The organism is Mycobacterium sp. IDUB_9, from assembly GCF_055419505.1.
The window spans coordinates 310944-335028 of the sequence record NZ_JBVAXU010000002.1; the positions used below are offsets into that span (position 1 = coordinate 310944).

General features: G+C 66.6%; 26 protein-coding genes. 17 read left to right on the top strand and 9 right to left on the bottom strand.

The window, feature by feature from the left end:
- The first annotated feature begins 63 nt into the window (after positions 1 to 63).
- Positions 64 to 1848 (top strand): signal peptide peptidase SppA, encoded by a 1785-nt coding sequence (sppA, locus tag ACZY08_RS10040; RefSeq protein ID WP_463744983.1) that lies wholly within the window; start codon positions 64 to 66, stop codon positions 1846 to 1848.
- 207 nt (positions 1849 to 2055) lie between these two features.
- On the top strand, positions 2056 to 3513 hold the full coding sequence (locus tag ACZY08_RS10045) for an MFS transporter (RefSeq protein WP_463744982.1): 1458 nt from the start codon (positions 2056 to 2058) through the stop codon (positions 3511 to 3513).
- On the opposite strand, the gene ACZY08_RS10050 is transcribed toward ACZY08_RS10045, so the two are convergent.
- The 3 genes from ACZY08_RS10050 to ACZY08_RS10060 are packed head-to-tail and all read right to left on the bottom strand — an operon-like array spanning position 3499 to position 5634.
- A complete protein-coding gene (locus ACZY08_RS10050) occupies positions 3499 to 4155 on the bottom strand; it encodes a GntR family transcriptional regulator (protein WP_463744981.1) in 657 nt (218 codons plus the stop codon). The genes ACZY08_RS10045 and ACZY08_RS10050 overlap by 15 nt on opposite strands.
- Positions 4152 to 4871, bottom strand: coding sequence for a maleate cis-trans isomerase family protein (locus ACZY08_RS10055; protein ID WP_463744980.1), 720 nt, complete (start codon positions 4869 to 4871; stop codon positions 4152 to 4154). Before ACZY08_RS10055 ends, ACZY08_RS10050 begins: the two co-directional genes overlap by 4 nt.
- 25 nt (positions 4872 to 4896) lie before the next feature.
- Positions 4897 to 5634 carry a maleate cis-trans isomerase family protein gene (locus ACZY08_RS10060; RefSeq protein ID WP_463744979.1) on the bottom strand — a complete coding sequence of 246 codons (738 nt, stop codon included), beginning with the start codon at positions 5632 to 5634 and terminating at the stop codon, positions 4897 to 4899.
- 77 nt (positions 5635 to 5711) lie between these two features.
- Here ACZY08_RS10060 and ACZY08_RS10065 point away from each other — a divergent pair, with 77 nt between their 5' ends.
- Genes ACZY08_RS10065 through ACZY08_RS10075 form a run of 3 tightly spaced genes read left to right on the top strand, consistent with a single transcriptional unit; the run spans position 5712 to position 8613 of the window.
- On the top strand, positions 5712 to 6695 hold the full coding sequence (locus ACZY08_RS10065) for a D-2-hydroxyacid dehydrogenase (RefSeq protein WP_463744978.1): 984 nt from the start codon (positions 5712 to 5714) through the stop codon (positions 6693 to 6695).
- A gap of 5 nt (positions 6696 to 6700) precedes the next feature.
- Complete coding sequence (locus tag ACZY08_RS10070; protein ID WP_463744977.1) at positions 6701 to 8101, top strand: amidase; 1401 nt, start codon at positions 6701 to 6703, stop codon at positions 8099 to 8101.
- Entirely contained in the window at positions 8098 to 8613 is a 516-nt protein-coding gene (locus ACZY08_RS10075; protein WP_463744976.1) for a DUF3830 family protein, read from the top strand. Before ACZY08_RS10070 ends, ACZY08_RS10075 begins: the two co-directional genes overlap by 4 nt.
- Here ACZY08_RS10075 and ACZY08_RS10080 read toward each other — a convergent pair.
- The 4 genes from ACZY08_RS10080 to ACZY08_RS10095 are packed head-to-tail and all read right to left on the bottom strand — an operon-like array spanning position 8589 to position 12266.
- Positions 8589 to 9509 carry a class I SAM-dependent methyltransferase gene (locus tag ACZY08_RS10080; protein ID WP_463744975.1) on the bottom strand — a complete coding sequence of 307 codons (921 nt, stop codon included), beginning with the start codon at positions 9507 to 9509 and terminating at the stop codon, positions 8589 to 8591. The two genes, ACZY08_RS10075 and ACZY08_RS10080, sit on opposite strands and share 25 nt — an antisense overlap.
- Positions 9510 to 9523: 14 nt before the next feature.
- The gene (locus ACZY08_RS10085; protein ID WP_463744974.1) at positions 9524 to 10429 is read right to left on the bottom strand and encodes a class I SAM-dependent methyltransferase; all 906 of its coding nucleotides are present in this window, start codon (positions 10427 to 10429) and stop codon (positions 9524 to 9526) included.
- A 7-nt stretch (positions 10430 to 10436) separates the two neighbouring features.
- Positions 10437 to 11339, bottom strand: a complete 903-nt coding sequence (locus ACZY08_RS10090) for a class I SAM-dependent methyltransferase (RefSeq protein WP_463744973.1) — start codon at positions 11337 to 11339, stop codon at positions 10437 to 10439.
- A gap of 12 nt (positions 11340 to 11351) precedes the next feature.
- The gene (locus ACZY08_RS10095; protein WP_463744972.1) at positions 11352 to 12266 is read right to left on the bottom strand and encodes a class I SAM-dependent methyltransferase; all 915 of its coding nucleotides are present in this window, start codon (positions 12264 to 12266) and stop codon (positions 11352 to 11354) included.
- A gap of 310 nt (positions 12267 to 12576) precedes the next feature.
- Here ACZY08_RS10095 and secY point away from each other — a divergent pair, with 310 nt between their 5' ends.
- The 5 genes from secY to ACZY08_RS10120 all read left to right on the top strand — a co-directional run bounded on the left by secY (position 12577) and on the right by ACZY08_RS10120 (position 16614).
- Positions 12577 to 13902, top strand: a complete 1326-nt coding sequence (gene secY, locus ACZY08_RS10100; protein WP_463744971.1) for a preprotein translocase subunit SecY — start codon at positions 12577 to 12579, stop codon at positions 13900 to 13902.
- A complete protein-coding gene (locus ACZY08_RS10105) occupies positions 13899 to 14444 on the top strand; it encodes an adenylate kinase (protein WP_358020960.1) in 546 nt (181 codons plus the stop codon). The genes secY and ACZY08_RS10105 overlap by 4 nt, the downstream gene beginning before the upstream one ends.
- The gene (gene map, locus ACZY08_RS10110) at positions 14441 to 15238 is read left to right on the top strand and encodes a type I methionyl aminopeptidase (protein ID WP_463744970.1); all 798 of its coding nucleotides are present in this window, start codon (positions 14441 to 14443) and stop codon (positions 15236 to 15238) included. The genes ACZY08_RS10105 and map overlap by 4 nt, the downstream gene beginning before the upstream one ends.
- Positions 15239 to 15352: 114 nt before the next feature.
- Positions 15353 to 15883, top strand: a complete 531-nt coding sequence (locus ACZY08_RS10115) for a sigma-70 family RNA polymerase sigma factor (protein WP_358020954.1) — start codon at positions 15353 to 15355, stop codon at positions 15881 to 15883.
- A complete protein-coding gene (locus tag ACZY08_RS10120) occupies positions 15880 to 16614 on the top strand; it encodes an anti-sigma factor family protein (protein ID WP_463744969.1) in 735 nt (244 codons plus the stop codon). Before ACZY08_RS10115 ends, ACZY08_RS10120 begins: the two co-directional genes overlap by 4 nt.
- 11 nt (positions 16615 to 16625) lie before the next feature.
- Here ACZY08_RS10120 and ACZY08_RS10125 read toward each other — a convergent pair whose 3' ends face one another.
- Positions 16626 to 17270, bottom strand: coding sequence for a class I SAM-dependent methyltransferase (locus tag ACZY08_RS10125; RefSeq protein WP_463744968.1), 645 nt, complete (start codon positions 17268 to 17270; stop codon positions 16626 to 16628).
- A gap of 181 nt (positions 17271 to 17451) precedes the next feature.
- Here ACZY08_RS10125 and ACZY08_RS10130 point away from each other — a divergent pair, with 181 nt between their 5' ends.
- The 6 genes from ACZY08_RS10130 (at position 17452) to ACZY08_RS10155 (ending at position 23035) form a co-directional block, all read left to right on the top strand.
- The gene (locus ACZY08_RS10130) at positions 17452 to 19209 is read left to right on the top strand and encodes a thiamine pyrophosphate-binding protein (protein ID WP_463744967.1); all 1758 of its coding nucleotides are present in this window, start codon (positions 17452 to 17454) and stop codon (positions 19207 to 19209) included.
- Positions 19190 to 19870 (top strand): SRPBCC family protein, encoded by a 681-nt coding sequence (locus ACZY08_RS10135; RefSeq protein ID WP_463744966.1) that lies wholly within the window; start codon positions 19190 to 19192, stop codon positions 19868 to 19870. The genes ACZY08_RS10130 and ACZY08_RS10135 overlap by 20 nt, the downstream gene beginning before the upstream one ends.
- Positions 19871 to 19879: 9 nt before the next feature.
- Positions 19880 to 20929, top strand: coding sequence for a 3-oxoacyl-ACP synthase III family protein (locus tag ACZY08_RS10140; protein WP_463744965.1), 1050 nt, complete (start codon positions 19880 to 19882; stop codon positions 20927 to 20929).
- Positions 20929 to 21960, top strand: coding sequence for a pyridoxal phosphate-dependent aminotransferase (locus ACZY08_RS10145; protein WP_463744964.1), 1032 nt, complete (start codon positions 20929 to 20931; stop codon positions 21958 to 21960). Before ACZY08_RS10140 ends, ACZY08_RS10145 begins: the two co-directional genes overlap by 1 nt.
- 71 nt (positions 21961 to 22031) lie before the next feature.
- Positions 22032 to 22535 carry a MarR family winged helix-turn-helix transcriptional regulator gene (locus ACZY08_RS10150; protein ID WP_463744963.1) on the top strand — a complete coding sequence of 168 codons (504 nt, stop codon included), beginning with the start codon at positions 22032 to 22034 and terminating at the stop codon, positions 22533 to 22535.
- A gap of 62 nt (positions 22536 to 22597) precedes the next feature.
- Positions 22598 to 23035: a hypothetical protein gene (locus ACZY08_RS10155; RefSeq protein WP_463744962.1), complete on the top strand. Its 438-nt coding sequence runs from the start codon at positions 22598 to 22600 to the stop codon at positions 23033 to 23035.
- Here ACZY08_RS10155 and ACZY08_RS10160 read toward each other — a convergent pair.
- Positions 23032 to 23415 carry a nitroreductase family deazaflavin-dependent oxidoreductase gene (locus ACZY08_RS10160; RefSeq protein WP_463744961.1) on the bottom strand — a complete coding sequence of 128 codons (384 nt, stop codon included), beginning with the start codon at positions 23413 to 23415 and terminating at the stop codon, positions 23032 to 23034. The genes ACZY08_RS10155 and ACZY08_RS10160 overlap by 4 nt on opposite strands.
- An 86-nt stretch (positions 23416 to 23501) precedes the next feature.
- On the opposite strand from ACZY08_RS10160, the gene ACZY08_RS10165 reads away from it, so the two are divergent.
- Entirely contained in the window at positions 23502 to 24083 is a 582-nt protein-coding gene (locus ACZY08_RS10165; protein WP_463744960.1) for a TetR/AcrR family transcriptional regulator, read from the top strand.
- Positions 24084 to 24085 lie beyond the last annotated feature (2 nt).

The following is a 24085-nucleotide window of genomic DNA, read 5'->3' on the forward strand; positions in this document are numbered from 1 at the left end:
GATCCGATGTGCGGCGACTTCTCGTCGGCGCGCGCGGAATGTGCGGATCGGTAGGCTCGGTTCATGTTCGCGTTTCTCCCGGGGATTCCCGGCCAGGACGATCTGAAGATGTTGGCCCGGCGCTTCGACACTGCCCGGCACAACGGAGTTCCGAATGGGTGTGTGCTGGAGTTGGACCTCACCTCGCTACCGCCGGAGACCACCGGATTCGATCCGCTGGCCATGATCGCGGGCGGTGGCCGTCCGCTGGTGTTGCGCCAGGCCGTCGCGGCCATCCACCGTGCTGCCGAGGATGATCGGGTTGCCGGGCTGATCGCGCGCGTGCAACTGCCCGCGGCCGCACCCGGCCCGGTGCAGGAACTGCGAGATGCCATCGCGGCATTCAGCGCGGTCAAGCCCACGCTGGCCTGGGCCGAGACCTATCCCGGCACGTTGTCCTACTACCTGGCGTCGGCCTTCCGCGAGGTGTGGATGCAGCCGTCGGGCACGGTCGGTCTGGTCGGATTCGCCACCAACGCGATGTTCCTGCGCGATGCGCTCGACAAGGTGGGCATCGAGGCACAGTTCGTCGCGCGCGGCGAATTCAAGTCCGCGGCAAATATTTTCACCGAGGATCGCTACACGGCCGCACAACGCGAGGCCGATGGTCGGATGATCGAGAGCCTGCAATCGCAGGTATGGCAGGCCATCGCGACATCGCGGCAGCTGACCACGGACACGCTCGACGCGCTGGCCGACAAGGCGCCGGTGTTGCGCGATGATGCGATCACCGCCGGTCTGGTCGACCGGATCGGGTTCCGTGATGAGGCCTACTCGCGGATCGGTGAGCTGTCGGGCGGCCCGACCGATGCCGGTGCGGATGCCGACAGCCACCCGGATGCCTTACCGCGGCTTTATCTTTCGCGTTACGCACGCACCACACCGAAGGTGCCGGCTCCGCAGATTCCGGGCCGCAAGTCCAAACCGTCCATCGCCGTGGTGACGCTGCACGGTCCCATCGTCAGCGGTCGCGGCGGGCCGCAGGTGCTGCCACTGGGCAATTCGAGCGCCGGCGGCGACACCATCGCCGCGGCCCTGCGCGAGGCCGCCACCGACGACGAGGTGTCGGCGATCGTCCTGCGTGTGGACAGCCCGGGCGGTTCGGTCAGCGGGTCGGAAACCATTTGGCGAGAGGTGGTTCGGGCCCGTGAGCGTGGCAAGCCCGTCGTCGCCTCGATGGGTGCGGTCGCCGCGTCGGGCGGCTACTACGTGTCGATGGCGGCCGACGAGATCGTCGCCAACGCCGGCACCATCACCGGATCCATCGGTGTCATCACCGGCAAGCTGGTCTCGCGCGAACTCAAGGACAAGCTCGGGGTCGGATCGGATTCCTTGCGTACCAATCCCAATGCCGATGCCTGGTCATCGAATGCGCCGTTCACCGACGAACAGCACACCCAGATCGAAGCCGAGACCGACCTGCTCTACACCGATTTCATCTCGCGGGTGGCCGACGGGCGCAAGCTGTCGGTCGGGCAGGTCGACGAGGTGGCGCGCGGACGGATCTGGACCGGTGCCGACGCCAAGGACCGCGGCCTCGTCGACGAACTCGGTGGGCTCCGAACCGCGATCACCCGGGCCAAGGTCCTGGCCGGGCTTGATCCGGACACCAAGGTACGGGTACTGAGCTATCCGGGGTCGTCGTGGCTGGACATGTTGCGGCCCAAGCAGTCCTCGCAGCCGGCGGCAGCCTCCTTACCGCAGGCCATGGGCGCGCTCCTTGGTCAGTCGGTGGCCGGCGCGCTCGAAGGGGCGGAGCGATCCTTGACGGGTATCAGTGCATTGTGGCTGGGCGGATACCGATTTTGACGCTGTAGATAATTACGACGTGGTGGCGAGTGGCGCTTTGTCGCGAGCGGGGCTGTAACGTCAGATCTTGGCAACTGATGAATTGTCGACGAAACGACGGCCTGGCCCTGCGGTGTTCAACCCAGTCAGAGCAGCCGTAACAGAGCGCGCGGCGGGGAACGGTGTCGTCAGACACATGGAGGACTCGTGCCCGCGCATAAAAGCCCTATGAGGGGCTTTGGAGACAAACCGGAGATTGACTATCGCGAACCCGCCGAGAATTCGCCGGACCCCGGCGTCTTGAAGCGGGCGATCGCCGCATCGGCGATCGGCAACGCCACCGAATGGTTCGACTACGGCATTTACGCGTACGGCGTGAGCTACATATCCGCTGCCATATTCCCCGGAGACGCCCAGCAGGCGACACTGCTGGCCCTCGCGACGTTCGCGGTGTCGTTCCTCGTCCGCCCACTCGGCGGATTCGTCTGGGGTCCACTCGGCGACCGGCTCGGCCGCAAACACGTGCTCGCGATCACCATCGTGCTGATGGCGGGCGCCACGTTCTGCGCCGGGCTGATTCCGTCCTATGCCGCGATCGGGATGTGGGCCCCCGTGCTCATGGTCGGGCTGCGGATGATCCAGGGCTTCTCCACCGGTGGAGAGTACGGCGGCGCCGCGACGTTCATGGCCGAGTACGCGCCATCACGCCGACGCGGATTCCTCGGCAGTTTCCTGGAATTCGGCACCCTCGCGGGCTTTTCGCTGGGTGCGCTGTTGATGCTCGGATTCTCGGCACTGCTCTCCGATGACCAGATGGGGCAATGGGGTTGGCGGCTGCCGTTCCTCGTGGCTGCCCCGCTCGGCCTGGTCGGTGTCTACCTGCGTTCGAAGCTGGAGGACACCCCGATCTTCCGCGAACTCGAAGCGACGGGGGAGCGGGAAGGCGGACCCGCGTCTGAGCTCAAGGATCTGGTGGTCGAGTACTGGGGCCCCATCCTGCGGTTGGGCGGTCTGGTCGTCGCACTCAACGTGGTCAATTACACGCTGCTCACCTACATGCCTACCTACCTGGAACAGACGATCGGCTTGTCGAGCAACCACTCCTTGGTGGTACCCATCATCGGCATGCTGTCGATGATGGTGTTCCTGCCGTTGTCCGGGCACATCTCCGACCGGGTGGGCCGCAAACCGATGTGGTGGTTCTCGCTGATCGGCCTCTTCATCGCCGGTATCCCGATGTTCCTGCTGATGGCGACGAACATGGTCGGCGCAATCATCGCGTTCGCGGTGCTGGGCCTGCTCTATGTGCCGCAGCTGTCGACCATCTCCGCGACTTTCCCGGCGATGTTCCCAACCCAGGTGCGTTACGCCGGCTTCGCCATCGCGTACAACGTGTCGACGTCGCTCTTCGGCGGTACGGCTCCGGCGGTCAACGATTGGGTGGTGGGAAAAACGGGCGACCAGCTGGTGCCTGCCTACTACATGATGATTGCGTGCGTGATCGGGATGATCGCGTTGATCAAGGTGCCCGAAACCGCGCGGTGCCCGATCAGCGGCACCGAGATACCCGGGACGCCGGAAGCACCGCCCCAGCTGGACTACGAGACCGAGACCGAGACCGAGGCGGAAACCGAGACAGAGACAGAGACCGACGCCGGCACGTCGTCTCCGTCAGCCGGCCGGTAGCCGGGCGATCAACCGGTCGACGGCATCCTCCATGTGGGCCAGCATCAGCTTGTCGGTGAGTGCGACATCGCCGGATCGGATGGCGCCGGCCAACGCCTGATGCTCGTTGACCCGGTCGGTGGAGCTGTCGTAGGTGTCGGCCAGTGCGTGCACGCACATCCTGGTCTCGACCAGGAAGGTCTGGTGCAGACGGGAGAGCCGGGGGCTGGCTGCGAGCTCGACGAGCAGCTCGTGGAAACGCATGTCGGCTTCGCTGACCTCGTCCAGGTCTCTGGCTGCTGCCATTTCCTCCACCACGGCGAGTAACGCGTCCCCGGCGCTCGCGTAGTCACCCTGCAGGATCTGGCGGCTCGCGGTCCGCTCGATCGCCTCGCGGGCCAGGTACATGTCGCGGATCTCGTCTGAGTCCATGGTGTTGACGAACACGCCGCGGTTGCGGATCGCGATGAGCAGGCCTTCCTGGGTGAGGCGCTGCATGCCCTCGCGCAGTGGACCGCGGCTGACTCCGAAGCTGCGCGCCAACTCAGCCTCGCCGAGTTGCGTGCCAGGTACGAGTTCGCCGTATGCGATGGCCTGCCGGAGTTTTTCGGCGACGATGCTCGGCGTCGACTCCTGTTCGAGCGGGGTGATGAAGTCGGTCACGGCCTCGCTCCGAACAGGCGGCCCAGCCCGGGCAGCGGCGGAACCGAGCCGATCAGCTGCAAGCCCTTCCAGACCGTGACCTGGTTCGCGGTGAGCACCGGTTTGTCGACGGCGGATTCCAGTTGGTCGATGAAAGCCATTGTGTGCATGGCAGTGTCGGGCACCAGGACGGCCTCGGCGTCGGGATGGTCGGCTGCGGCGACCATCGCGAGTACCTGCGCCTGCTGCAGCCGGCCCACCTCGGCCGCGGTGACGATGCCGTGGCTGCCGATCGACACCACGTCCACGCCGCCGCCCGCCAGGAATGCGACGAAGTGCGCCGCCACGTCCTCAGGGTAGGAAGCGGCCACCGCAACCCGGTGTATACCCAGGTGCTGCAATGCATCTACGAAGGCGATCGACGTGGACGACGCCGGGACACCGGAGGCGGTGGCGACGTCATCGGCCTGCTGTCGGGCGCCGTCGCGGCCGAAGACGAAACTGCCGGAGGTGCACGCCCACATCATCGAATCCGGATGCTCCGGCCCCAACCGTGCGACACCGTCGGCCAGGCGTTCGGTCCGGCCGAGATCCAGGAGAGCATCGACGCGATGGGCGTCCTCGCCGACGGAAGTGATCGCAACCGGCAGTCTGACGCTCGCCTGCAGGCGGGTTTCCAGCGCACCGAAGTCGTCTTCGGCGCTGTGGCCGGGGTAGAGGATGCCCACCGTGGCCATGCAATCTCCGTTCTCTGCTACGTGTTCAGGTTTCCAGCAGCCGTTGACCGGCACCGACGGCCTTGCGGCCCGCGACGGCCAGGGCCGCCCACATGGTGACCTGGTTGGCGGTGACGACAGGCTTGTCGAGTTCGCGCTCCAGGCGGGCGATCAGATCGTAGGTAGGCAGATTCGTGCAACTGATGACGATGGCCTGCGCGTCGGAACAGTCTGTGGCGCAAACCAACTCGGCTGTCGTCTCGTAGGGGACCGACCAGATCCGCGAGGTCATACCCAGGCCTGCGGTCGCGGCCACCTCGATACCGGCCTCCATCAGGTACGTGGTCAGCCCGCTGGTCAGGTCGGTGGTGTAGGGGGTGACGGTGGCGACGGTCCGCACTCCGAGGTGCCGGAGTGCGGCGAGCATGGAGCCGCTGGTGGTCACCGCAGCCGGGGCGCCGGCGGCACGCATCGCCGCGACCAGGGCGGCCTCGCCGGCCATTCCCTTGACGAAGCTTCCCGCGGTACACGCATACGCCGTGACCAGTGGCGACACTGCCAGTACGTTCGCCGCACCGGCCTCGACCTGCTCGGGTTCGGAGACATGCACCGCCATGTCGACGGTCACCGGAAGCGGCGCGTACCGCAACCGGGTGACGTAGAGGCTGACGTCATCGGGCACCCAGCGCCACAGTTCGCGGTCGAGGGCGAAGTCATACGGCGTCACGACACCTATCCCCACCTGCTGCAACGGTGGGGGAGGAACGAGATCCTCGAGCGTCATGTCCACAGTGTGAGGCCGCAAGGGCGAACCGGCAACAGATTGTTGACAATCCTACGAAGGCGCCTAGCCTCGGAACGGTGCCGCCCAAAGCTGCCCGACCGGTGATCGCGGTGCTGTGCGAGCGTGAGACCGACCGGGTGCCGGGATTGGACTGGGTGGACGCGGAGTTCCGCTACTGCGACGCCGATGGGCTGGGCCAGGCTGTCAAGGGTGCGCAGGCGCTGCTGCTGTGGGACTATTTCTCCACCGCACTTCGTGAGGTCTGGACCCATGCGGATGCGCTGGAGTGGATTCACGTCGCGGCAGCCGGTGTCGACACACTGCTGTTCGACCAGCTGCGGGAATCCGACGTCGTGGTCACCAACGCCCGCGGCGTATTCGACCGTCCCATAGCCGAATACGTGCTCGGCGCGGTGCTGGCCCATGCCAAGGGGAGCCTCGCCAGCCTGGACTTCCAACGTCGGCATGAGTGGCGTTACCGCGAGACCCGCAGCATCGCAGGCGCGCACGCACTGGTGGTCGGAACGGGCGGCATCGGCCGCGAGATCGCGCGTCTGCTTCGGGTGGCCGGACTGTCCGTGCGCGGCGTCGGGCGGGCGGCCGCCGACGGGGATCCGGATTTCGGAACGATCGTTGCCGCCACCGACCTGGCTACGGCGGTCGGCTGGTGCGATCACCTGGTGCTTGCCGCCCCACTCACCCCGGCGACGCGAGGTCTGGTCGACGCGGCGGTGCTCAAGGCGATGAAACCCGATGCGCACCTTGTCAATATCGCGCGGGGGCCGATCGTCGACGAGGACGCGCTGCTCGCCGCGCTGACCGAACGCCGCATCGGCGGAGCCACCCTCGACGTGCTCAGCATCGAGCCGTTGCCCGCCGGACACCCGTTGTGGGACGCGCCGGGCGCCGTCATCACCGCGCACATGTCCGGCGACGTCGTAGGGTTCCGCGACACCCTGGCCGCTCAGTTCGCCGACAATGCGCGGCGCTGGCTGGCCGGGCAGCCGCTACTCAACGTGGTCGACAAGTTGCTGGGTTATGTACCGGGGGGCCCGAGGTGACGATCATGCAGGCGGTCGAGCTGCTTGAGGCCTACCGCGCCAAGACGCTGTCCCCGGTGGAGGCGACCGAGGCCGCCCTGTCGGCCATCGACCGCCACGATCACGCGGTCAACGCGTTCGTCCTGGTCGACTCCGACGGCGCGGTCGCCGCCGCGCGTGAGTCCGAGAAGCGTTGGTATGACGGGTGTCCGCTCGGCCCGGCCGATGGCATTCCGACCTCGATCAAGGATGCGCTGTGGACGCGCGGTTGGCCGACACTGCGTGGCAGCTGGCTCATCGACGAGGCGGGTCCGTGGGCCGAGGATGCGCCCAGCGTGGCGCGTCTGCGGGAGTCCGGTGCGGTGCTCCTCGGCAAGACCACCACACCGGAGTACTCGTGGAAAGGGGTGACCGATTCGCCGCGTTACGGGGTGACGGGAAATCCGTGGGACACCGCGGTGACTGCAGGTGGGTCGAGCGGTGGCAGTGCCGCGGCAGTGGCACTCGGTATGGGTGCGTGGTCGGTCGGCACCGACGGCGGTGGTTCGGTGCGCATCCCCGCGGCGTTCACCGGCACCGTCGCGATCAAGCCGACCTACGGTCTGATCCCGCTGTATCCGCCGAGCCCGTTCGGCACGCTCTCGCACGCCGGCCCGATGGCCACGACGGTGGCCGACGTTGCCGCGCTGCTCGACGTGATCACGGGATTCGACGCGCGTGACTGGTCGGCACTGCCTTCTCCGCGTTCGTCTTTCAAGTCTGCCCTCGGGCACTCGATCGCAGGGCTGCGGGTCGCTTTCTCGCCGAACCTCGGCTACGGCACCAACGACCCGGAGGTGGACATTGCGGTGCGGGCGGCGGTGGAGGTACTCGCGGCGGCGGGGGCGCACGTCGAGGAGGTCGACCCAGGCTTCGCCGATCCGGTGCACGCCTTCCACGTGCTGTGGTTCTCCGGCGAGGCAAAGGTGTTGGAGGGCAAGCTGAGTGGATCGGACGCCGGACGTGTCGATCCCGGCCTGCGGCGCACGGCTGAAACCGGGGCGGCCTTCACCGCGTCGGACTATCTGGACGCGATGGCCGTCCGGATGACACTCGGAGAGCTGATGGGAAGGTTCCACCAAACCTACGACGTCCTGGTCACCCCGACTCTGCCGCTGGCCGCCTTCGCGGTCGGCCGGGACGTGCCCGATGGCTCGTCATCGCCCGACTGGACGAGTTGGACGCCCTACACCTACCCGTTCAATCTGACCCAACAGCCCGCACTTTCGGTGCCGTGCGGGTTCAGCTCGGGCGGCCTGCCCATCGGACTACAGATCGTCGGTCCCCGGCACGGGGATGCGGTGGTGCTTCGGGTGGGGGACGCTTACCAGAGCGCCACGGACTGGCACCGCAGGGTGCCGGCGATCCTCACGGAGGAGGTTGCATGAGCCGATTGATCACCGTTTCGCTGGACACGCGTGGGGTCAGCTGCGTTGCCCGGTTGCTCGATGGGGCGGCACCGCGAACGTGTGCCGCCGTGTGGGATGCCCTACCGTTGGCGGCGCAGGTGTTTCACGGCAAGTATGCACGTAACGAGATCTACACTCTGCTCCCGGCATTCGGTGCCGACCCTGGTAAAGAGAACACCACCGTCACGCCGATACCAGGCGATCTGTGCTGGTTCTCCTTCGACTCCGACGATCTGGGCAACCCCGCGTACGGATACGAGAACAGCACGGGCACCGGGACCACCGGCGCGATCGTCGACCTCGCGCTGTTCTACGGTCGCAACAATCTACTGATCAACGGAGACCAGGGTTGGGTGCCCGGCAACGTGTTCGGCGAGATCGTCGACGGACTCGAGGACATGGCCGCCGCCTGCCAGGACTTGTGGATGGGCGGAGCCAGGGGCGAGACGCTGCGCTTCGCCCGAGCTCAGCCCAACGTTCCGCTGATGTAGACGATTTCGCCCATCGGATCGTTCTCGTCACGGTCGGGGACGGGCAGCCCGTGGCGGACGAACAGCTCCGCGCGAGCGGCTCCGGACATCTTCCAGCCCTTGGGGCCCAGATAGTCGGCGGCCGAATGTCTTTCGCCGTGGTAGATCAGCGACGGCATGTCCATGTGCAGACCCATCTGGCTGAACACCGCGGTGGCCGCCTGAGCCTTTTCCGGGTCGAAATCCTTGAGCCCGGGCACGAACTCGGTGGCCACCATGCTGCCGGGCACGCTGAGTGCGGTGATGTTGTCGAACAACCGGTCCTGCGCTTCGGGCGGCAGATAGATCAACAGACCCTCGGCGCACCACGCGGTCGGTGCGGACGGATCGAATCCCGCTGCCTTCAGGGCGGCCGGCCAGTCGTTACGCAGGTCGATCGGCACCGTGCGTCGTTCCGCCGTCGGCTCCGCGCCCAGGTCGGCCAGCGTGCGAGTTTTGAACTCGATCACCTCGGGCTGGTCGATCTCGTAGACCACCGTGCCTTCGGGCCAGGGCAGCCGGTAGGCACGCGAGTCCAGACCGGAGGCCAGGATCACCGCCTGCCGGATACCGGTGCGGCACGCGCTCAGAAAGAAGTCATCGAAGAACCGTGTGCGCACGGCCATCTCGTCGATGTTGGAGCGAGCCCGCTCGGCCGCATCCGGTGCGAGTTCGGCCAGCGCATCCAGACTCAGCTCACCGTCGACCATCTTGGTGAACACCTCGATACCCACCGCGCGCACCAACGGCGCAGCGAACGGGTCGTCGATCAGCCCGTGCGCATCCTGGCTGGCGATCGCCCGCCCGGTCGCCACCAGCGTCGCGGTGGCGCCGACGCTGGAGGCCAGATCCCAACTGTCGTCATCGGTACGTGCCATCGTGCGGGCCTTCCTTATTTCGATGTCTTGCGCGTTGCCGACAGATAACCAGAATCGCCGGCGATCTCGTCAAGTTCCTCGGGATAGGCGAAACCGTGCGATTCGTAGGCGGCCCGGGTGGGCTGCACCGTGACGTCCCACCCTTGTGCGGAGAGGTGATCGCGGGCCGATGTCCGGTCGCCTGAGTAGAACAGGTCCAGCAGATCCACGTCGGTGCCGACCTTCTTGGACCATTCACTGACCCGAGCCGACCAGTTCTTCGACATTGCGGCGGTGTCCATGTGTTCGGTGGCCAGCCGGCTGCCCGGCGCGCTGAGCGCGGTGATGTTGTCGAACAGCCGGTCCTGGGCCTCCGGCGGCAGGTAGATCAGCAGACCTTCGGCGATCCAGGCGGTCGGGACGGCTGGATCGAAGCCGTTGGCGCGCAGGGCTGCCGGCCAGTCATCGCGAAGATCGACCGCGACGGTGTGAAGTTCGGCGGCCGGCTGGGCCCCGAGATCGGTCAGCGTGCGGGTCTTGAACTCCAGGACCGCGGGCTGGTCCACCTCGAACACCACGCTGCCGGCCGGCCAGGGTAGCCGGTAACTGCGGGTGTCGAGACCGGAGGCCAGGATCACTGCCTGCCGGATACCCGCCGTGCCTGCCTCAGTGAAGAAGTCGTCGAAAAACCGGGTTCGCACGGCGATCTGCTCGCACATCCGCTGCCGGTCCAGCATCAGATCGCCCTCGACGCACACCTCGCCGTCGGCGAGCCGGATGCTGTGTTCCAAGCCCACGGCGCGCACCAGGGCGTCGGCGAACGGGTCGTTGATGAGCGGTTCGGGTTGTTTGGTGGCCAGCGCGCGGGATGCTGCGACACCGGTCGCGGTGGCCCCGACGCTGCTGGCCAGATCCCAGCTGTCGCCTTCGGTGCGTGTCATGGTGCTCCTAGTCTCGTACGGCGATGACGGCCTGCGAATTACGTTGCGGTGCAGCGGCTTCTCCGGAGGGGAACTCGCGACCGTATTCGGCGAACAGTTCGGGCCGCGTCTGTGCCGTCACCGACCATCCGCTGCCGGAGAGATATTCGGTGACCGAGTTGCGCTCGCCGTCGTACCAGAGGTTGGCCAGGTCGAGGTCCAGGCCGTGTTGACGCCACTGCTCGCTCATCGCGTTGCCGCGCTCGCGCAGGTTCGCCGCGATATCGGGATGGAACTCGGTGGCGAGCCGGCTGCCCGGGGCACTGAGTGCGGTGATGTTGTCGAACAACCGGTCCTGGGCCTCCGGCGGCAGATACGCCAGCAGCCCCTCGGCGCTCCACGCGCTCGGCGCCGTCGGATCGAAGCCGGCCGCTCGCAGCGCCGCGGGCCAGTCTTCGCGCAGATCGACGGCCACGATGCGGCGCTCGGCCGCGGGCGTGGCCCCGATCTGCGTCATGGTGGCGGTCTTCGCCCCGATCACCTCGGGCTGGTCGATCTCGTAGACCACCGTGCCGTCCGGCCACGGCAGCCGGTAGGCCCGCGAGTCCAGACCGGAGGCCAGGATCACGGCCTGGCGGATACCCGCGTCACCCGAGGCGGTGAAGAAGTCGTCGAAGAACTTCGTCCGCACCGCCATGATCCCGATCATCAACTCGGCGCCGGCGGCCAACTCACCGTCGAGGGCGATCTCACCGTCGACGAGCTTGGTGAAGAACTCCACCCCGACGGCGCGCACCAGGTCCGCGGCATACGGGTCGTTGATCAGCGGCTCGGGTTCGGCGCTGGCGATTGCGCGGGCGGCGGCGACCATCGTCGCCGTCGCGCCCACGCTGGAGGCCAGATCCCAGCTGTCGGTGTCAGACCGTGCCATCACTCACCTACCTCACTTCTCGGCGCTGATGTAGAGCACCGACGCCGCGTGGGCCTCATCCTCGACCGGGGGCAGGCCCGTACGGGTGAGCAGATCGTTGGACGAGATGCCGGTCGTCTTCCAGGCATGTCCTTCCAGATACGTGGTCACGTCGGCGCGGTCGCCGAAAAAGATCAGCTCGTTGAGGTCCATGTCCAGGCCGTGCGCACGCCAGCGGTCGGTGAACTCCTTCATCTTGGCCCGGATCGTCTCTTCGTCGTTGGACTCGGTGGCGGGCACGCCCTCGACGCCGAGGCGGCTGCCGGGCGCGCTGAGCGCGGTGACCTGGTCGAGCAAACGATCCTGGGCGTCGCCGGGCAGGTAACCCAGCAACCCCTCGGCAATCCACGCTGTCGGCACCGACGGGTCGAAGCCGGCCTCGGTCAGTGCCGAGGGCCAGTCGAAACGCAGATCGATCGCCACGGTGCGGCGGTCGGTCGTCGGCTCAGCGCCCAAGCCGGCCAGGGTGGCGCTCTTGAACTCGATCACCTCGGGCTGGTCGACCTCGTAGACGACTGTGCCGGCCGGCCACGGCAGCCGGTAGGCGCGCGAGTCCAGGCCGGCCGCCAGGATCACCGCCTGCCTGATGCCGGTGCGGCACGCGCTCAGGAAGAAGTCGTCGAAGAAGCGCGTGCGGGCGGCCATGCCGTTGGCGAAACGGATCAGGCCGGTAGCCGCCTCTTCGTCGAGTCCTTCGGTGGTGAAGTTCTCGTCTGCGAGTTGGGAGAAGAAGTCCATCCCGACGGCGCGAACCAGGGGAGCGGCGAAGGGGTCGTCGATCACCGGGTCATCGGAGTTGGTGGCCATTGCGCGCGCTGCCGCGACCATCGTCGCCGTGGCACCCACGCTGGATGCGAGATCCCACGAGTCGTCAGCGGTCCGAGCCATGAATTCCCCTTTGTTCAGTGAAAATCAACGTGTTAGTTAGGTGAGGTAATGAGCTGTCGCCGACTGTACGCTCCGATTCTGAAGAGCGGCTCTGCTCCGCAGCCGGGCCCTACAGGGACGGATCGGAGAGGGGGTGCGGGTGCGCGCAGGGGTCCTATCCGACTCAACTGTTACTCTCGTAGACTGATTTGACGACTGAGTCCGCAGGCTGCGCGCTTGCAGGGCGGTCGTACACGACTTGACCATCGACGCTGGCTCCACCAGCCCCATTGGCACGCCGCGCTTAAAGGTCGGCTGCGCAGGAGGAAGAGTGCTTTCGGCTTTCATCTCATCGCTGCGGACGGCCGACCTCAGACGCAAGATCCTTTTCACGTTGGGCCTGGTGATCCTGTACCGGGCCGGCGCGTCGATCCCGTCTCCGGGGGTTAACTACCCGAACGTCCAGAAGTGCATCGAACAGGTCAGCGGCGGAGATTCGGCGCAGATCTACTCGTTGATCAACCTGTTCTCGGGTGGCGCGCTGCTGCAGCTGACAGTGTTCGCAGTGGGCGTCATGCCCTACATCACCGCCAGCATCATCGTGCAGCTGTTGGTCGTGGTGATCCCGCGATTCGAACAGTTGCAGAAGGAGGGCCAGGCCGGTCAGGCCAAGATGACGCAGTACACGCGTTATCTGTCGATCGCGCTGGCCGTCCTGCAGGCCACCAGCATCGTGGCGCTTGCCGCCAACGGCGGCCTGCTGCAGGGCTGCAGCCTCGACATCATCCAGGACAGCTCGATCTTCGGCCTGATCGTCATCGTGCTCGTGCTGACCGCAGGCGCGGCACTGGTGATGTGGATGGGCGAACTGATCACCGAGCGCGGCATCGGCAACGGCATGTCCCTGCTGATCTTCGCCGGCATCGCGGCCCGGATCCCGTCCGAAGGCCAGACCATCCTGGAGAGCCGTGGCGGACTGGTGTTCACCGCCGTGGTCGCCGCGACCCTGGCCATCATCGTGGGCGTGGTGTTCGTCGAGCAGGGCCAGCGCCGCATCCCGGTCCAGTACGCCAAGCGCATGGTGGGCCGCAAGATGTACGGCGGCACCTCCACCTACCTGCCGCTCAAGGTCAACCAGGCCGGCGTCATCCCGGTGATCTTCGCGTCGTCGCTGATCTACATCCCGCACCTGATCACCCAGTTGATCCAGAGCGGCAGCTCCAACCCGGGTACCGGATGGTGGGACAAGTTTGTCGCCGACTATCTGACCAATCCGGCGGATCCGGTGTACATCGCGCTCTACTTCGGCCTGATCATCTTCTTCACGTACTTCTACGTGTCGATCACCTTCAACCCCGACGAGCGCGCCGATGAGATGAAGAAGTTCGGCGGATTCATCCCGGGCATCCGGCCCGGCAAACCGACCGCGGACTATCTGCGGTATGTGCTCAGCCGGATCACCCTGCCCGGCTCGATCTACCTCGGTGTGATCGCCGTTCTGCCCAACTTGTTCCTGCAGATCGGAAACACGGGCTCGGTACAGAATCTGCCGTTCGGCGGTACCGCGGTGCTGATCATGATCGGTGTCGGCCTGGATACCGTCAAACAGATCGAGAGCCAGCTCATGCAACGCAACTACGAAGGGTTCCTGAAGTGAGAGTCGTTCTACTCGGACCGCCCGGGGCGGGCAAAGGCACGCAGGCGGAGAAGCTGTCCGAGAAGCTCGGCATCCCGCAAATCTCCACCGGGGATCTCTTCCGCAAGAACATCGGTGACGGCACTCCGCTCGGCCTGGAGGCCAAGCGCTACCTGGACGCCGGCGATCTGGTGCCGGCCGAGCTGACGAACCGCCTCGTCGAGGACCGTATCGATCAGGCCGACGCTGCCGACGGATTCATTCTCGACGGGTATCCGCGCTCGGTCGAGCAGGCCGGGGCGCTCAAGGACATGCTTGCCGCACGTAACCACAAGCTGGACGCGGTGGTGGAGTTCCAGGTGTCCGAGGACGAGCTGCTGACCCGGCTCAAGGGCCGGGGCCGCGCGGACGACACCGACGAGGTCATTCGCAACCGCATGAAGGTCTACCGCGACGAGACCGAGCCGCTGCTGGAGTACTACCGCGACGACCTGAAGACCGTGGATGCGGTGGGCGCCCTCGACGAGGTGTTCGCCCGCGCATTGCACGCACTGGGTAAGTGATCAGATTGCCGGGGTTGCGTAAGCGCAAGGTCGTTGCGCAGCGCAGCGCCGGAGAGCTGGACGCCATGGCCGTGGCCGGGGCGCTCGTCGCCTCGGCGCTGCGGGCCGTCCGGGCGGCTGCCGCCCCCGGTGTGTCCACCCTCGAACTGGATCAGATCGCCGAATCCGTCATCCGTGACGGTGGCGGCACCCCGTCGTTCCTGGGCTACCACGGATTCCCGGCCAGTATCTGCGCGTCGGTCAATGACCGTGTGGTGCACGGCATTCCGACCGCCGACGAGGTGCTGGCCGCTGGAGACCTGGTGTCCATCGACTGCGGCGCGATCGTCGACGGCTGGCACGGCGACTCGGCGGTCACCTTCGGGGTCGGCGCGATCATCGCGGCCGACGAAGCCCTTTCTGCGGCAACGAAATCGGCGATGGAGGCCGGCATCGCCGCGATGCTGCCCGGAAATCGCCTCACCGATGTCTCGCACGCGATCGAGGTCGAGACTCACGCGGCCGAAGCCCGCCACGACCGCAAATACGGGATCGTCGACGGCTACGGCGGCCACGGCATCGGCAGGCAGATGCACATGGACCCGTTCCTACCCAACGAAGGCTCGCCCGGGCGCGGCCCGTACCTGGAGCCTGGCTCGGTACTGGCGATCGAGCCCATGCTCACCCTGGGCACGACCGAGACGGTGATCCTCGACGACGAGTGGACCGTCGTCACCGCCGACGGGACCCGCGCGGCGCACTGGGAGCACACGGTCGCCGTCACCGAAGACGGCCCCCGAATCCTCACTCAGTAATTAACGCCAGCAATCAATACTCGAATCGCGCACAGGTGCTGGTGTAAGCCCACGCGCAAAGGTAGTAATTGAACCGGATCGCCTCCAACGTCGTATCACAGACGGAGGTAGGGAATGGATGATCCGGAGGCCGCCATGATGCGGGTGCTCTACGACGAGCATGCTGCAGCTCTATGGCGCTACGCGCTTCGACTCACGGGTGACCGTGCCCGGGCCGAGGACGTGGTGCAGGAAACGCTGCTACGTGCCTGGCGTCACCCTGACGTCACCGCCGACACCGACCGTTCGGCACGGGCGTGGTTGTTTACCGTGGCCCGAAACATGATCATTGATGAACGTCGGAGTGCCCGTTTTCGGAACGAAACCGGGGTTTCCGACCCCGAACAGGTGGCAGACCATTCCAAGGCCGCCGCCGCGACCCCCGACCAAGTGGACAACGCGTTGGACCGAATCCTGCTGAGCACGGCGCTGAGCCAACTTTCCGACGAACACCGGGCGGTGGTCCGCCGGGCGTACTACCAGGGCTGGACAACCGGGCAGATTGCCAACGATCTGCAGATACCCGAGGGCACCGTGAAATCGCGGCTGCACTACGCGGTACGCGCGCTGAGACTGAATTTGCAGGAGATGGGGGTGACACGATGACACTGTTCGGTGTGCCGCACGTTCCTGATCCGCCTGCGCTCGACAAGTACCGGACCTGGGATGCGGCCTATGTGCTTGGCTCGCTGGAAAGCGGCGAACGACGCGAGTACGAGGCTCATCTGGAGGGCTGCGCGCAGTGCCGTTCCGCGGTGGCCGAGTTGACCGGGATGCCCGCTCTGCTGGCCATGCTCGAGCTCGACGACGTACTTGCCCTCGAATCCGAACAGCCCGATCCGCCGCTGCGGCCCGAGGTGCTGCAGTCTGTGCTGGCCAAGGTCAGCTGGGGCCGGCGGCGTTCGCGCTGGGTGACCACGGCCGCCGTGGGTGTGGCCGCTGCCCTGCTGGCACTGGGTGTGTTGGTCGGCGTTCGTCCCGAGGTGTTCGGCCTGCACAGTGGCTCCGAGCAGCAGAGTGCGGAGATGCTGGCGATGCGCAAGGTCTCCGATACACCCATCAACGCCAGCATCGCGATGACCGGTTACTCCTGGGGTACTCGCATCGACATGGCCTGCAGTTACGGGAGCTGGGGCAAGCAGGACGCACCCCCGCAGAACCTCGGCATGGTGGTGATCGGCCGCGACGGCAGTCGCGACGAGATCGCGACGTGGCTGGGCCTGTCCGGGGCCACCGCACTGCCCAGCGGCAATACCCAGATGCCGATGACGGATATCGCTGCGGTGCAACTGGTTACGTCCCCCGAAGGCAAGGTGCTCCTCGAGAAGCAGCTCTGAGTCCCGCTGCGTCAGCTTCCCTTGTGTGCGCTCAGCAGGAAGCCCGGCATCGTGATGTGGCCGGCACCGTCGCTCTCGACACCGGGTACTGACGCCGGGCCGTCGGCCGGACCGTCGTTGGCGTACAGCTTGGCCGGGCGAATCTCGTCCACGGTCCAACAGTCGGCGACGGTGTCACGCAACTCGTCGGCGGTGAAGCCGTTGGGGCCGGGCGCGTGGTCGCCGAAGGGCCTTGTCGCAAAGGCCAGGATGTACAGCCGTGCATCCGGGGCCGCGGCTCGGTGGACGGCCTGGATGTAGGGCCGGCGGCCGTCGATCGGGAGCGCGTGCAGAAGGCCGCTGTCGAGCACGGTGTTGAACCTGCCGTCGTAGCCGGTGAACGATGTCATATCGGCCTGCGCGAAACTCGCTGTGGTCAAACCACGTTCGGCTGCGACAGCGGTCGCCGCTGCGACCGCTGTCGGACTGGAATCCAGTCCGACAACGGTGTAACCCTGCTCCGCCAGTGCGAGCGAGAGTGCGGCGTGCCCGCACCCGGAGTCGAGAACCTCGCCGTGCACCTTGCCCTGCTCGATGAGTCGGGCAAGCTCGGGTTGCGGGGCGCCGATGCTCCACGGCGGCGGGGTTTCCTGCCGATACGCGTCGTCCCAGTCCATGTCCTCCACTATGCCCAGTCTTGCAACCTTGCGCCGAAACCGCATTCCGGCAGGTGGCTACTCGCACTTCTCCTGCTGGAATGCGGTTTCGGCCGGGCGGTGATCGAACTGATCTTGATCGTGGGTGAACCGATGCTGCCCACGTGTCGTGTCACTGGCAGAGCACGGAAGTAGGTGACACATGGTCGAGGCACACAGGGTGGTGGACCACATCGTCGGTTATCTGGCCGCGACCGGGGTCTCGCACATCTTCGGTGTGGACGGCGCCAACATCGAGGATCTCTACGATGCCGCGTACTTTCGTGACGACATCACCGCGGTGCTGGCCAAGCATGAATTCTCGGCTGCCACGATGGCGGACGGTTACAGCCGCAGCGGCGCCGGGATCGGCGTGGTGGCGGCGACGTCCGGCGGCGGCTGCCTGAACACCGTGCCCGGCCTGGCCGAATCGCTGGCCAGCCGCGTTCCGGTGTTGGCCCTGATCGGGCAGGCACCGACCACGCTCGACGGCAGAGGCGCCTTCCAGGACACCAGCGGGGCCAACGGGAGTCTGGATGCGCAGGCCCTCTTCTCGGCGGTCTCGGTGTACTGCCGCCGGGTGCTCACGCCCACCGACATCCTCACCGCGCTGCCCGAGGCGCTGGCGGCTGCCCACCGTGGCGGACCCGCGGTTCTGTTGCTGCCCAAGGATATCCAGCAGGCCGAGGTGGGGGCGCCCGTCGCGACCGCAGGCCGGGGGAATGGACGCGCCACCCGGACCGTCGAGAGGACCGTCGCGGGCGGTCCCGGCAACTCCGATCCGCAGATACTCGAGCAGGCGTTGCGCGACGCCGACGGGCCGATCACGATCATCGCCGGTGAGCAGGTCGCCCGTGACGACGCCCGCGCCGAACTGGAACGTCTTCGAGCCACGCTGCGTGCGCGGGTGGCGACGGTGCCCGATGCCAAAGACGTGGCCGGCATCCCGGGATTCGGCTCGTCCTCCGCACTGGGGGTGGCCGGGGTGATGGGGCATCCCGGGGTGGCTGTCGCCGCAAGTCAGAGCGCGTTGTGCCTGCTGGTCGGAACCCGTATGACGGTGACCGCACGGGCGGGTCTCGACGCGGCGCTGGGCAAGGTGGCGACCTACTCGATCGGGGCACAGGTGCCTTATCCGTCGTGCACCCATATCCACGCCGAGGACCTACGGGAATCGTTGACGCATCTGGCTCGCGCGTTGTCCGGGGCAGGTCGGCCCACCCAGGTTCGGGTGCCCGACCACTCGCCGCGCACCGAACTGCGGCCGCCGGCCCATGACGGTCCGGGGATCCGGTACCGCGACGCGATGGCAGCGCTCGACGCGGCCCTGACCGACGGCACCGACATCGTCGTCGACGCCGGCAACGTGGGGGCCTCGGCGATCCACTACCTGCCCGCCCGGCGGGACGGCCGCTTCATGGTGGCGCTCGGAATGGGCGGTATGGGCTACAGCTTCGGCGCCGGGATCGGGATGACGTTTCACCGGGCCGCCGGGGGCACCGCCCGGCGGACCGTGGTGGTTGCCGGTGACGGCTCATTCTTCATGCACGGCATGGAGATTCACACTGCGGTGCAGTACCGGCTGCCGATCACCTTCGTACTGTTCGACAATCACGCGCACGCGATGTGCGTCACACGTGAGCAGCTGTTCTACGAGGACCGCTACTCCTACAACAGGTTCGGCCCGAGCCGGCTGGGTGCCGGGCTGGCCGCGATGTTCCCCGGCCTGCCCGCCTACGACGTCGCCGACGTCCGCCAATTGCCCCAAGCGCTGGGCATGGCCCTCGACAACGACGGACCATCGGTGCTCAGCATCGAGTGTTCGGCCGACGAAATCCCGCCTTTCGCAGCATTTCTCGCCACCAATGGCGCCACTTCCGATTCGAAGGAGAACAGGTCTCATGTCACTGCCCGCGCTTGAAGACATCACGGTCCACCGGGGCACCCGTAACCCGATGGACGGACTCATCCGGATCGAGACCTCACCCAAGGAGCAGGCCACTCCGATCATCATGGACATGATGCGGTCGGTTTACCCGCACGACCAGGTGTTCGGTCAGTACTGCACGGTCAACGACTACATCGAGTGCCCGCCCGACGAGTTGTTCGACTACCTGTCCGATACCCGCTGCCTGGAGGAGTGGACCTATAGCCTGCGTGGTTTCACCCCGACGGAGGAGCCCGGGCTGTGGCTGGCGCATGACCGGCTCGGTGCCGGGCCGTCGGGCCCGGGAAGTGCGATCTACACCCGCACCGTGGCGAACCGCGACGCGCTGACCGTTGATTACCACTGCGCGTGGGACCAGGGCAAGCACCTGTGGATGATCTATCTGATGCGCATCGTCGATGCACAGGTTGTCTTCGACAAGCCGGGTTCGGTTGTGCTGTGGACGAATTGCCATCATCCGTTCTACGACGAGAACCCCTACCCGGAGACCGCGCCCCCGGCGCGACCGGTCTGGGTGGGCGATTTCTGGGACATGTTCGGTCCCGGCCATCTGTTGGAACTGCGAAACCTCAAGGCAGTCGCCGAATACCGGCACCGCAACGGCCTGCCGGTCACTCCGGCCTGGATGAAGTGAGGTCCGCTGATGACTGCGAACATGTCCGCGAACAACCCCGTCAGCCTCATCGACGTGTCGACGTATCTGCCCGGTGACCCGATCAGTGCCGACTACTACGCGGGGTTCGCCGAAACCGACGAGCTGGCCGAGAATGTGATGTTCCGGGCGCCGCGGTTCCGTCATCACGTCGGGCCCGACGAAACCGCGATCGACATGGTGGAGCGGGCCGCCGCCGGGTTGATCGAACGGCACGGTGCGGATGTCATCACCGCTGCCGATGTCTTGATCACCCACACGCAGCTGCCCGACATGCCGTTCTATGGTGGCGGTGCCGGCATGGCGCACCGGCTGGGCATGAAGCCCAACTGGGTGATCGACCTGCACAACGGCGGCTGTGCCGCGTTCGTGCTGGGGCTCAAGGTGGCCCGCACCCTGTTGAGTTCGGGGGAGGGCCGGACCGCGGTGATCGCCATCGCCCAGAATTCGGCAGGCCAGGTGTTCGATCAGGAGACCATCCGGCGCAAGGCGCAGGCGGCGGTTCCCGGCGACGGGGCCGCGGTGGGGCTGGTGACGCTGTCCGACCAGTCGCCGATCCTCGACATCGAGTGCCGCACCTACGGCGAGTACGCCGGGGATATGACGGTTGTCATGGACCCGCCGCGCAAATGGTGGCAGGCCGGCCCGGGGGAGGCCTGCATCGGGTTCACCGAGAGCAAGATCACTAAGGTGCTGGCCAGGGGAAACCGGCAGGTCCCCGAGGTGTCCTATGCCGTCTGCGACCGGATCGGTGTGCAGCCCAAGGATATCGACCTGTTCGTGACCAATCAGCCCAACCGGGTGTTCCTGCGGAACTGGCGCGAGGCCCTGGAGTTGCCGCCCGAGCGCCACGTCGACACCTTTGAGGAATGCGGAAACCTCTTCGCCGCAGGCATACCCGTGAACCTCGACCGGGCCGTCACCGGCGGGCGGGTGAAGGCCGGCGATACCGTGCTGATGGCCGCCTTCGCCCACGCCGGTGACTTCGCCGGGGCCGCCGCCGTGCGGTGGGGTGGCCGCGGCGACTCGAGGAACGTGTGATGGTGGCTCCTCGCGCGGCCCTTCTCGACGCCGTCGGTGCGCTGCCGCAGGCGGTCAACCCGTTGGCACTGTCGCTCAACGAATGCCCTTTTCCGCCATTGCCCGCAGTGCGTTCGGCATTGCGGGCGTGCGATGAGGCCGCCAACCGGTATCCGGAATTCCTGCCGCAGCGGTTGCGTTCGCTGATCGCCGATCACGATGGGATCGCCGAGGAACAGGTGATCGTCGGCCCCGGTGCGACCGGTGTGATCATGCAGGTGCTGCATGCGGTGACCAGTCCCGGTGACACCTTGGTGATGGCGGCACCCAACTTCGACGGTTACCCGATCTTCGCGGAGATGGCGCGGTTACGAACGGTCACCGTTCCGCTCGACGCACACGGCCGGCACGATCTCGACGCGATGGCCGAGGCCGCGGTACCGGCGAAAGTCGTGGTGCTCTGCCGACCGCACAATCCGACGGGCACCATCGAGCCGGCCGTCGAGATCGAGCGGTTCCTGACCCGGTTGCCCACCGACACCGTCGTCCTGCTGGACGAGGCGTACGTGGAGTTCCTGGCTGCCGAGCAGCGCATCGACGGGCCGAGTCTGGTCGCCCGATTCGGCAATGTCGTGGTGGTACGGACGTTTTCGAAGGCCTACGGTCTGGCCGGGTTGCGGATCGGCTACGGGTTCTGCGCTCCCGACCTCGCTCGCGAGCTGTGGCGGATGCAGTTGCCGTTCGGGATCGGGCTCAGTGCCCAGGTGGCGGTCGCAGCATCCTATTCTGCGGAAAATCAACTGCGCCAACGTATCCGGATGATTGCCTCGGAAAGGCGCTATCTACAGATGCGGTTACGAGCGCTCGGCGTCTACAGCACCGACGGGCAGGCCAACTTCCTGTTTCTCCCCGGCAAGCCCACGCCGTGGCCCGAGGTGTTCGACGGCACCGGGCTGCAATTGCGTCACTACACCGACGGTGCGGTGCGGATCACCATCGGTTCACGGCAGTCCACCCGGGCAGTGTTGAACGCGGTGACCGCCGCCGGTTGAGGCTCGGCGGCCGAACCACAGATTGCGCGCGGAATGCGCGGGGCGTGCGCGGTGATGCGGTAAGAAGAGGCGTGACCTCGCCACCGGACAAGCGTGACCCGATCGCGCAGGCCCGCGCGAACTGGGAGGCCGCAGGCTGGGGTGACGTGGCCGGCGGCATGGTCGCGGTGACGTCGGTGATGCGCGCCCACCAGATCTTGCTGGCTCGGGTGGAGACCGCGTTGCGGCCATACGATCTGAGTTTCTCGCGGTTCGAACTGCTGCGCCTGCTGGCCTTCAGCCGTGCCGGTGCGTTGCCGATCACCAAGGCTTCGGATCGCCTTCAGGTTCACGTCACCAGCGTCACGCACGCGATCCGGCGTCTGGAAGCCAACGGTCTGGTGGAACGCGTCCCACACCCCACCGATGGGCGCACCACGCTGGTACGCATCACCGAACTCGGGCGATCGACGGTCGAGGACGCCACGGTGACCTTGAACGAGCAGGTTTTCGCCGATGTCGGGATGTCGGAGGAGCAGTCACGAGCCCTGGTCACGTCGATCGAGACCCTGCGCCGACACTCCGGTGATTTCTGAGGCCGGTTTCTGGCCCACCCGCCTGACCCCACTACCGTTGAACGCAGTTGAGGGGAGTACGGATGAACGCCAAGCGAGCGGGTGCGGCGCTCGGCGCCGTCGCTGTCGTGTTGATGGCTGCCTGCAGTACCACGACCACCGGCGTGGCAACCGCCCCCGATGACGTCACGCCGTTCACGGCGACGTCGAAGGCGCCCAAGCGAACTCCCACGAAGAGCCCCAAACCGACCGCCGGGTCACCCCGTGGTTCGGCGGGGTTGCCGCCGGAAGCGTTCGCCGAGGTCCGCGCCGCCGGCATCGAGGGTTCGGACAATGCCATCGGGGATCAGCTGATGATGGCCTGCATCATGGCCGGCGGCAGCTTCAACAAGACCAAGCAGGATGTCGTCAACGTGCTGACCCAGATGGGCAGCAAGCTCCCACCCGACGCGCTCATGACGATCGTGAATGTGGCCCTCAAGTACGAGTGCCCCGAACTCGCCGGGAAGCTCGGCGGCTAATCCGCGAACCGGAGGCTGAGGAACTCCGGCGCCTTGATCACCCGGCGCAGCATGAAGCGGATGAACGCGGGCATGTCCGTGGCCTTGGCGTCGTGGTACACCTCGGGTGCGGTCAGCCGGTAGGTGCGGCGCCGCGCTTCCAGTTCGCACCCGCCGGCGGCCAGCACATTGCGCACCCAGTCGGCCTGTGAGCCGTAGGTCAGTGCGATGACGTAGCCGTGCTCTCGTCGAAACGCCCACAGCGGAGTCCGGAAGGTCCGGCCGGACTTGCGTCCCCGGTGGATGACAACTGCCCACCCCGGCGCCCACGGGGCGATGAACCGGGTGAGCTTGTTCAGGCCGACCTTGTTGGCATGTGCGACCCAGCGTGGAGCGGGCATCGAATAACTCCTCATTTGTGGAATTAATGATTTCGAGGGTAATCCCGGGCCCGTCAAGAAGTCAACGACTGTAGAATTTCTGCACTATGCCGCCACGTGGACGACGACCGGGACAGCCCGGGACCCGTGACGAGCTGGTGGCCACCGCCCGGCGGATGTTCGCCGAGGGTGGCTACGACAAGACCTCACTGCGCGACATCGCGACGGCAGCGCGGGTGGACCCGGCCCTGATCCGGCACTACTTCGGCAGCAAGGCCGACCTGTTCCGGGTCACTGTCGGCTGGCCGTTCGACCCCGAACAGTTCAGTGCGCGGATCCTCGACGACGGTCCCGCTGACCTGGCTCAACGCCTGACCGAGGCTTTCTTCGAGTTCTGGGAGCATCCCGACACCCGCTCGCCCCTGTTGGCGATCCTGCGCGGAGCCGCCACCCATGAGGAATCGGCGGCCCTGGTCCGTCAGTTCATCGAGCAACGGCTCTACCCACAGATCGCGACAGCCCTGCACGGTGCCGATGCCGAACTACGGGTGGACCTGGCCATGGGTCAACTGTTGGGCATCGCCTATCTGCGCCACATCCTGCGAATCGAGCCGATCGCATCGCAATCGACCGGGGAGCTGATCGCCCGCACGGTGCCCGTTGTCCGGGCGCACCTCCAGGAAAGCTGAGG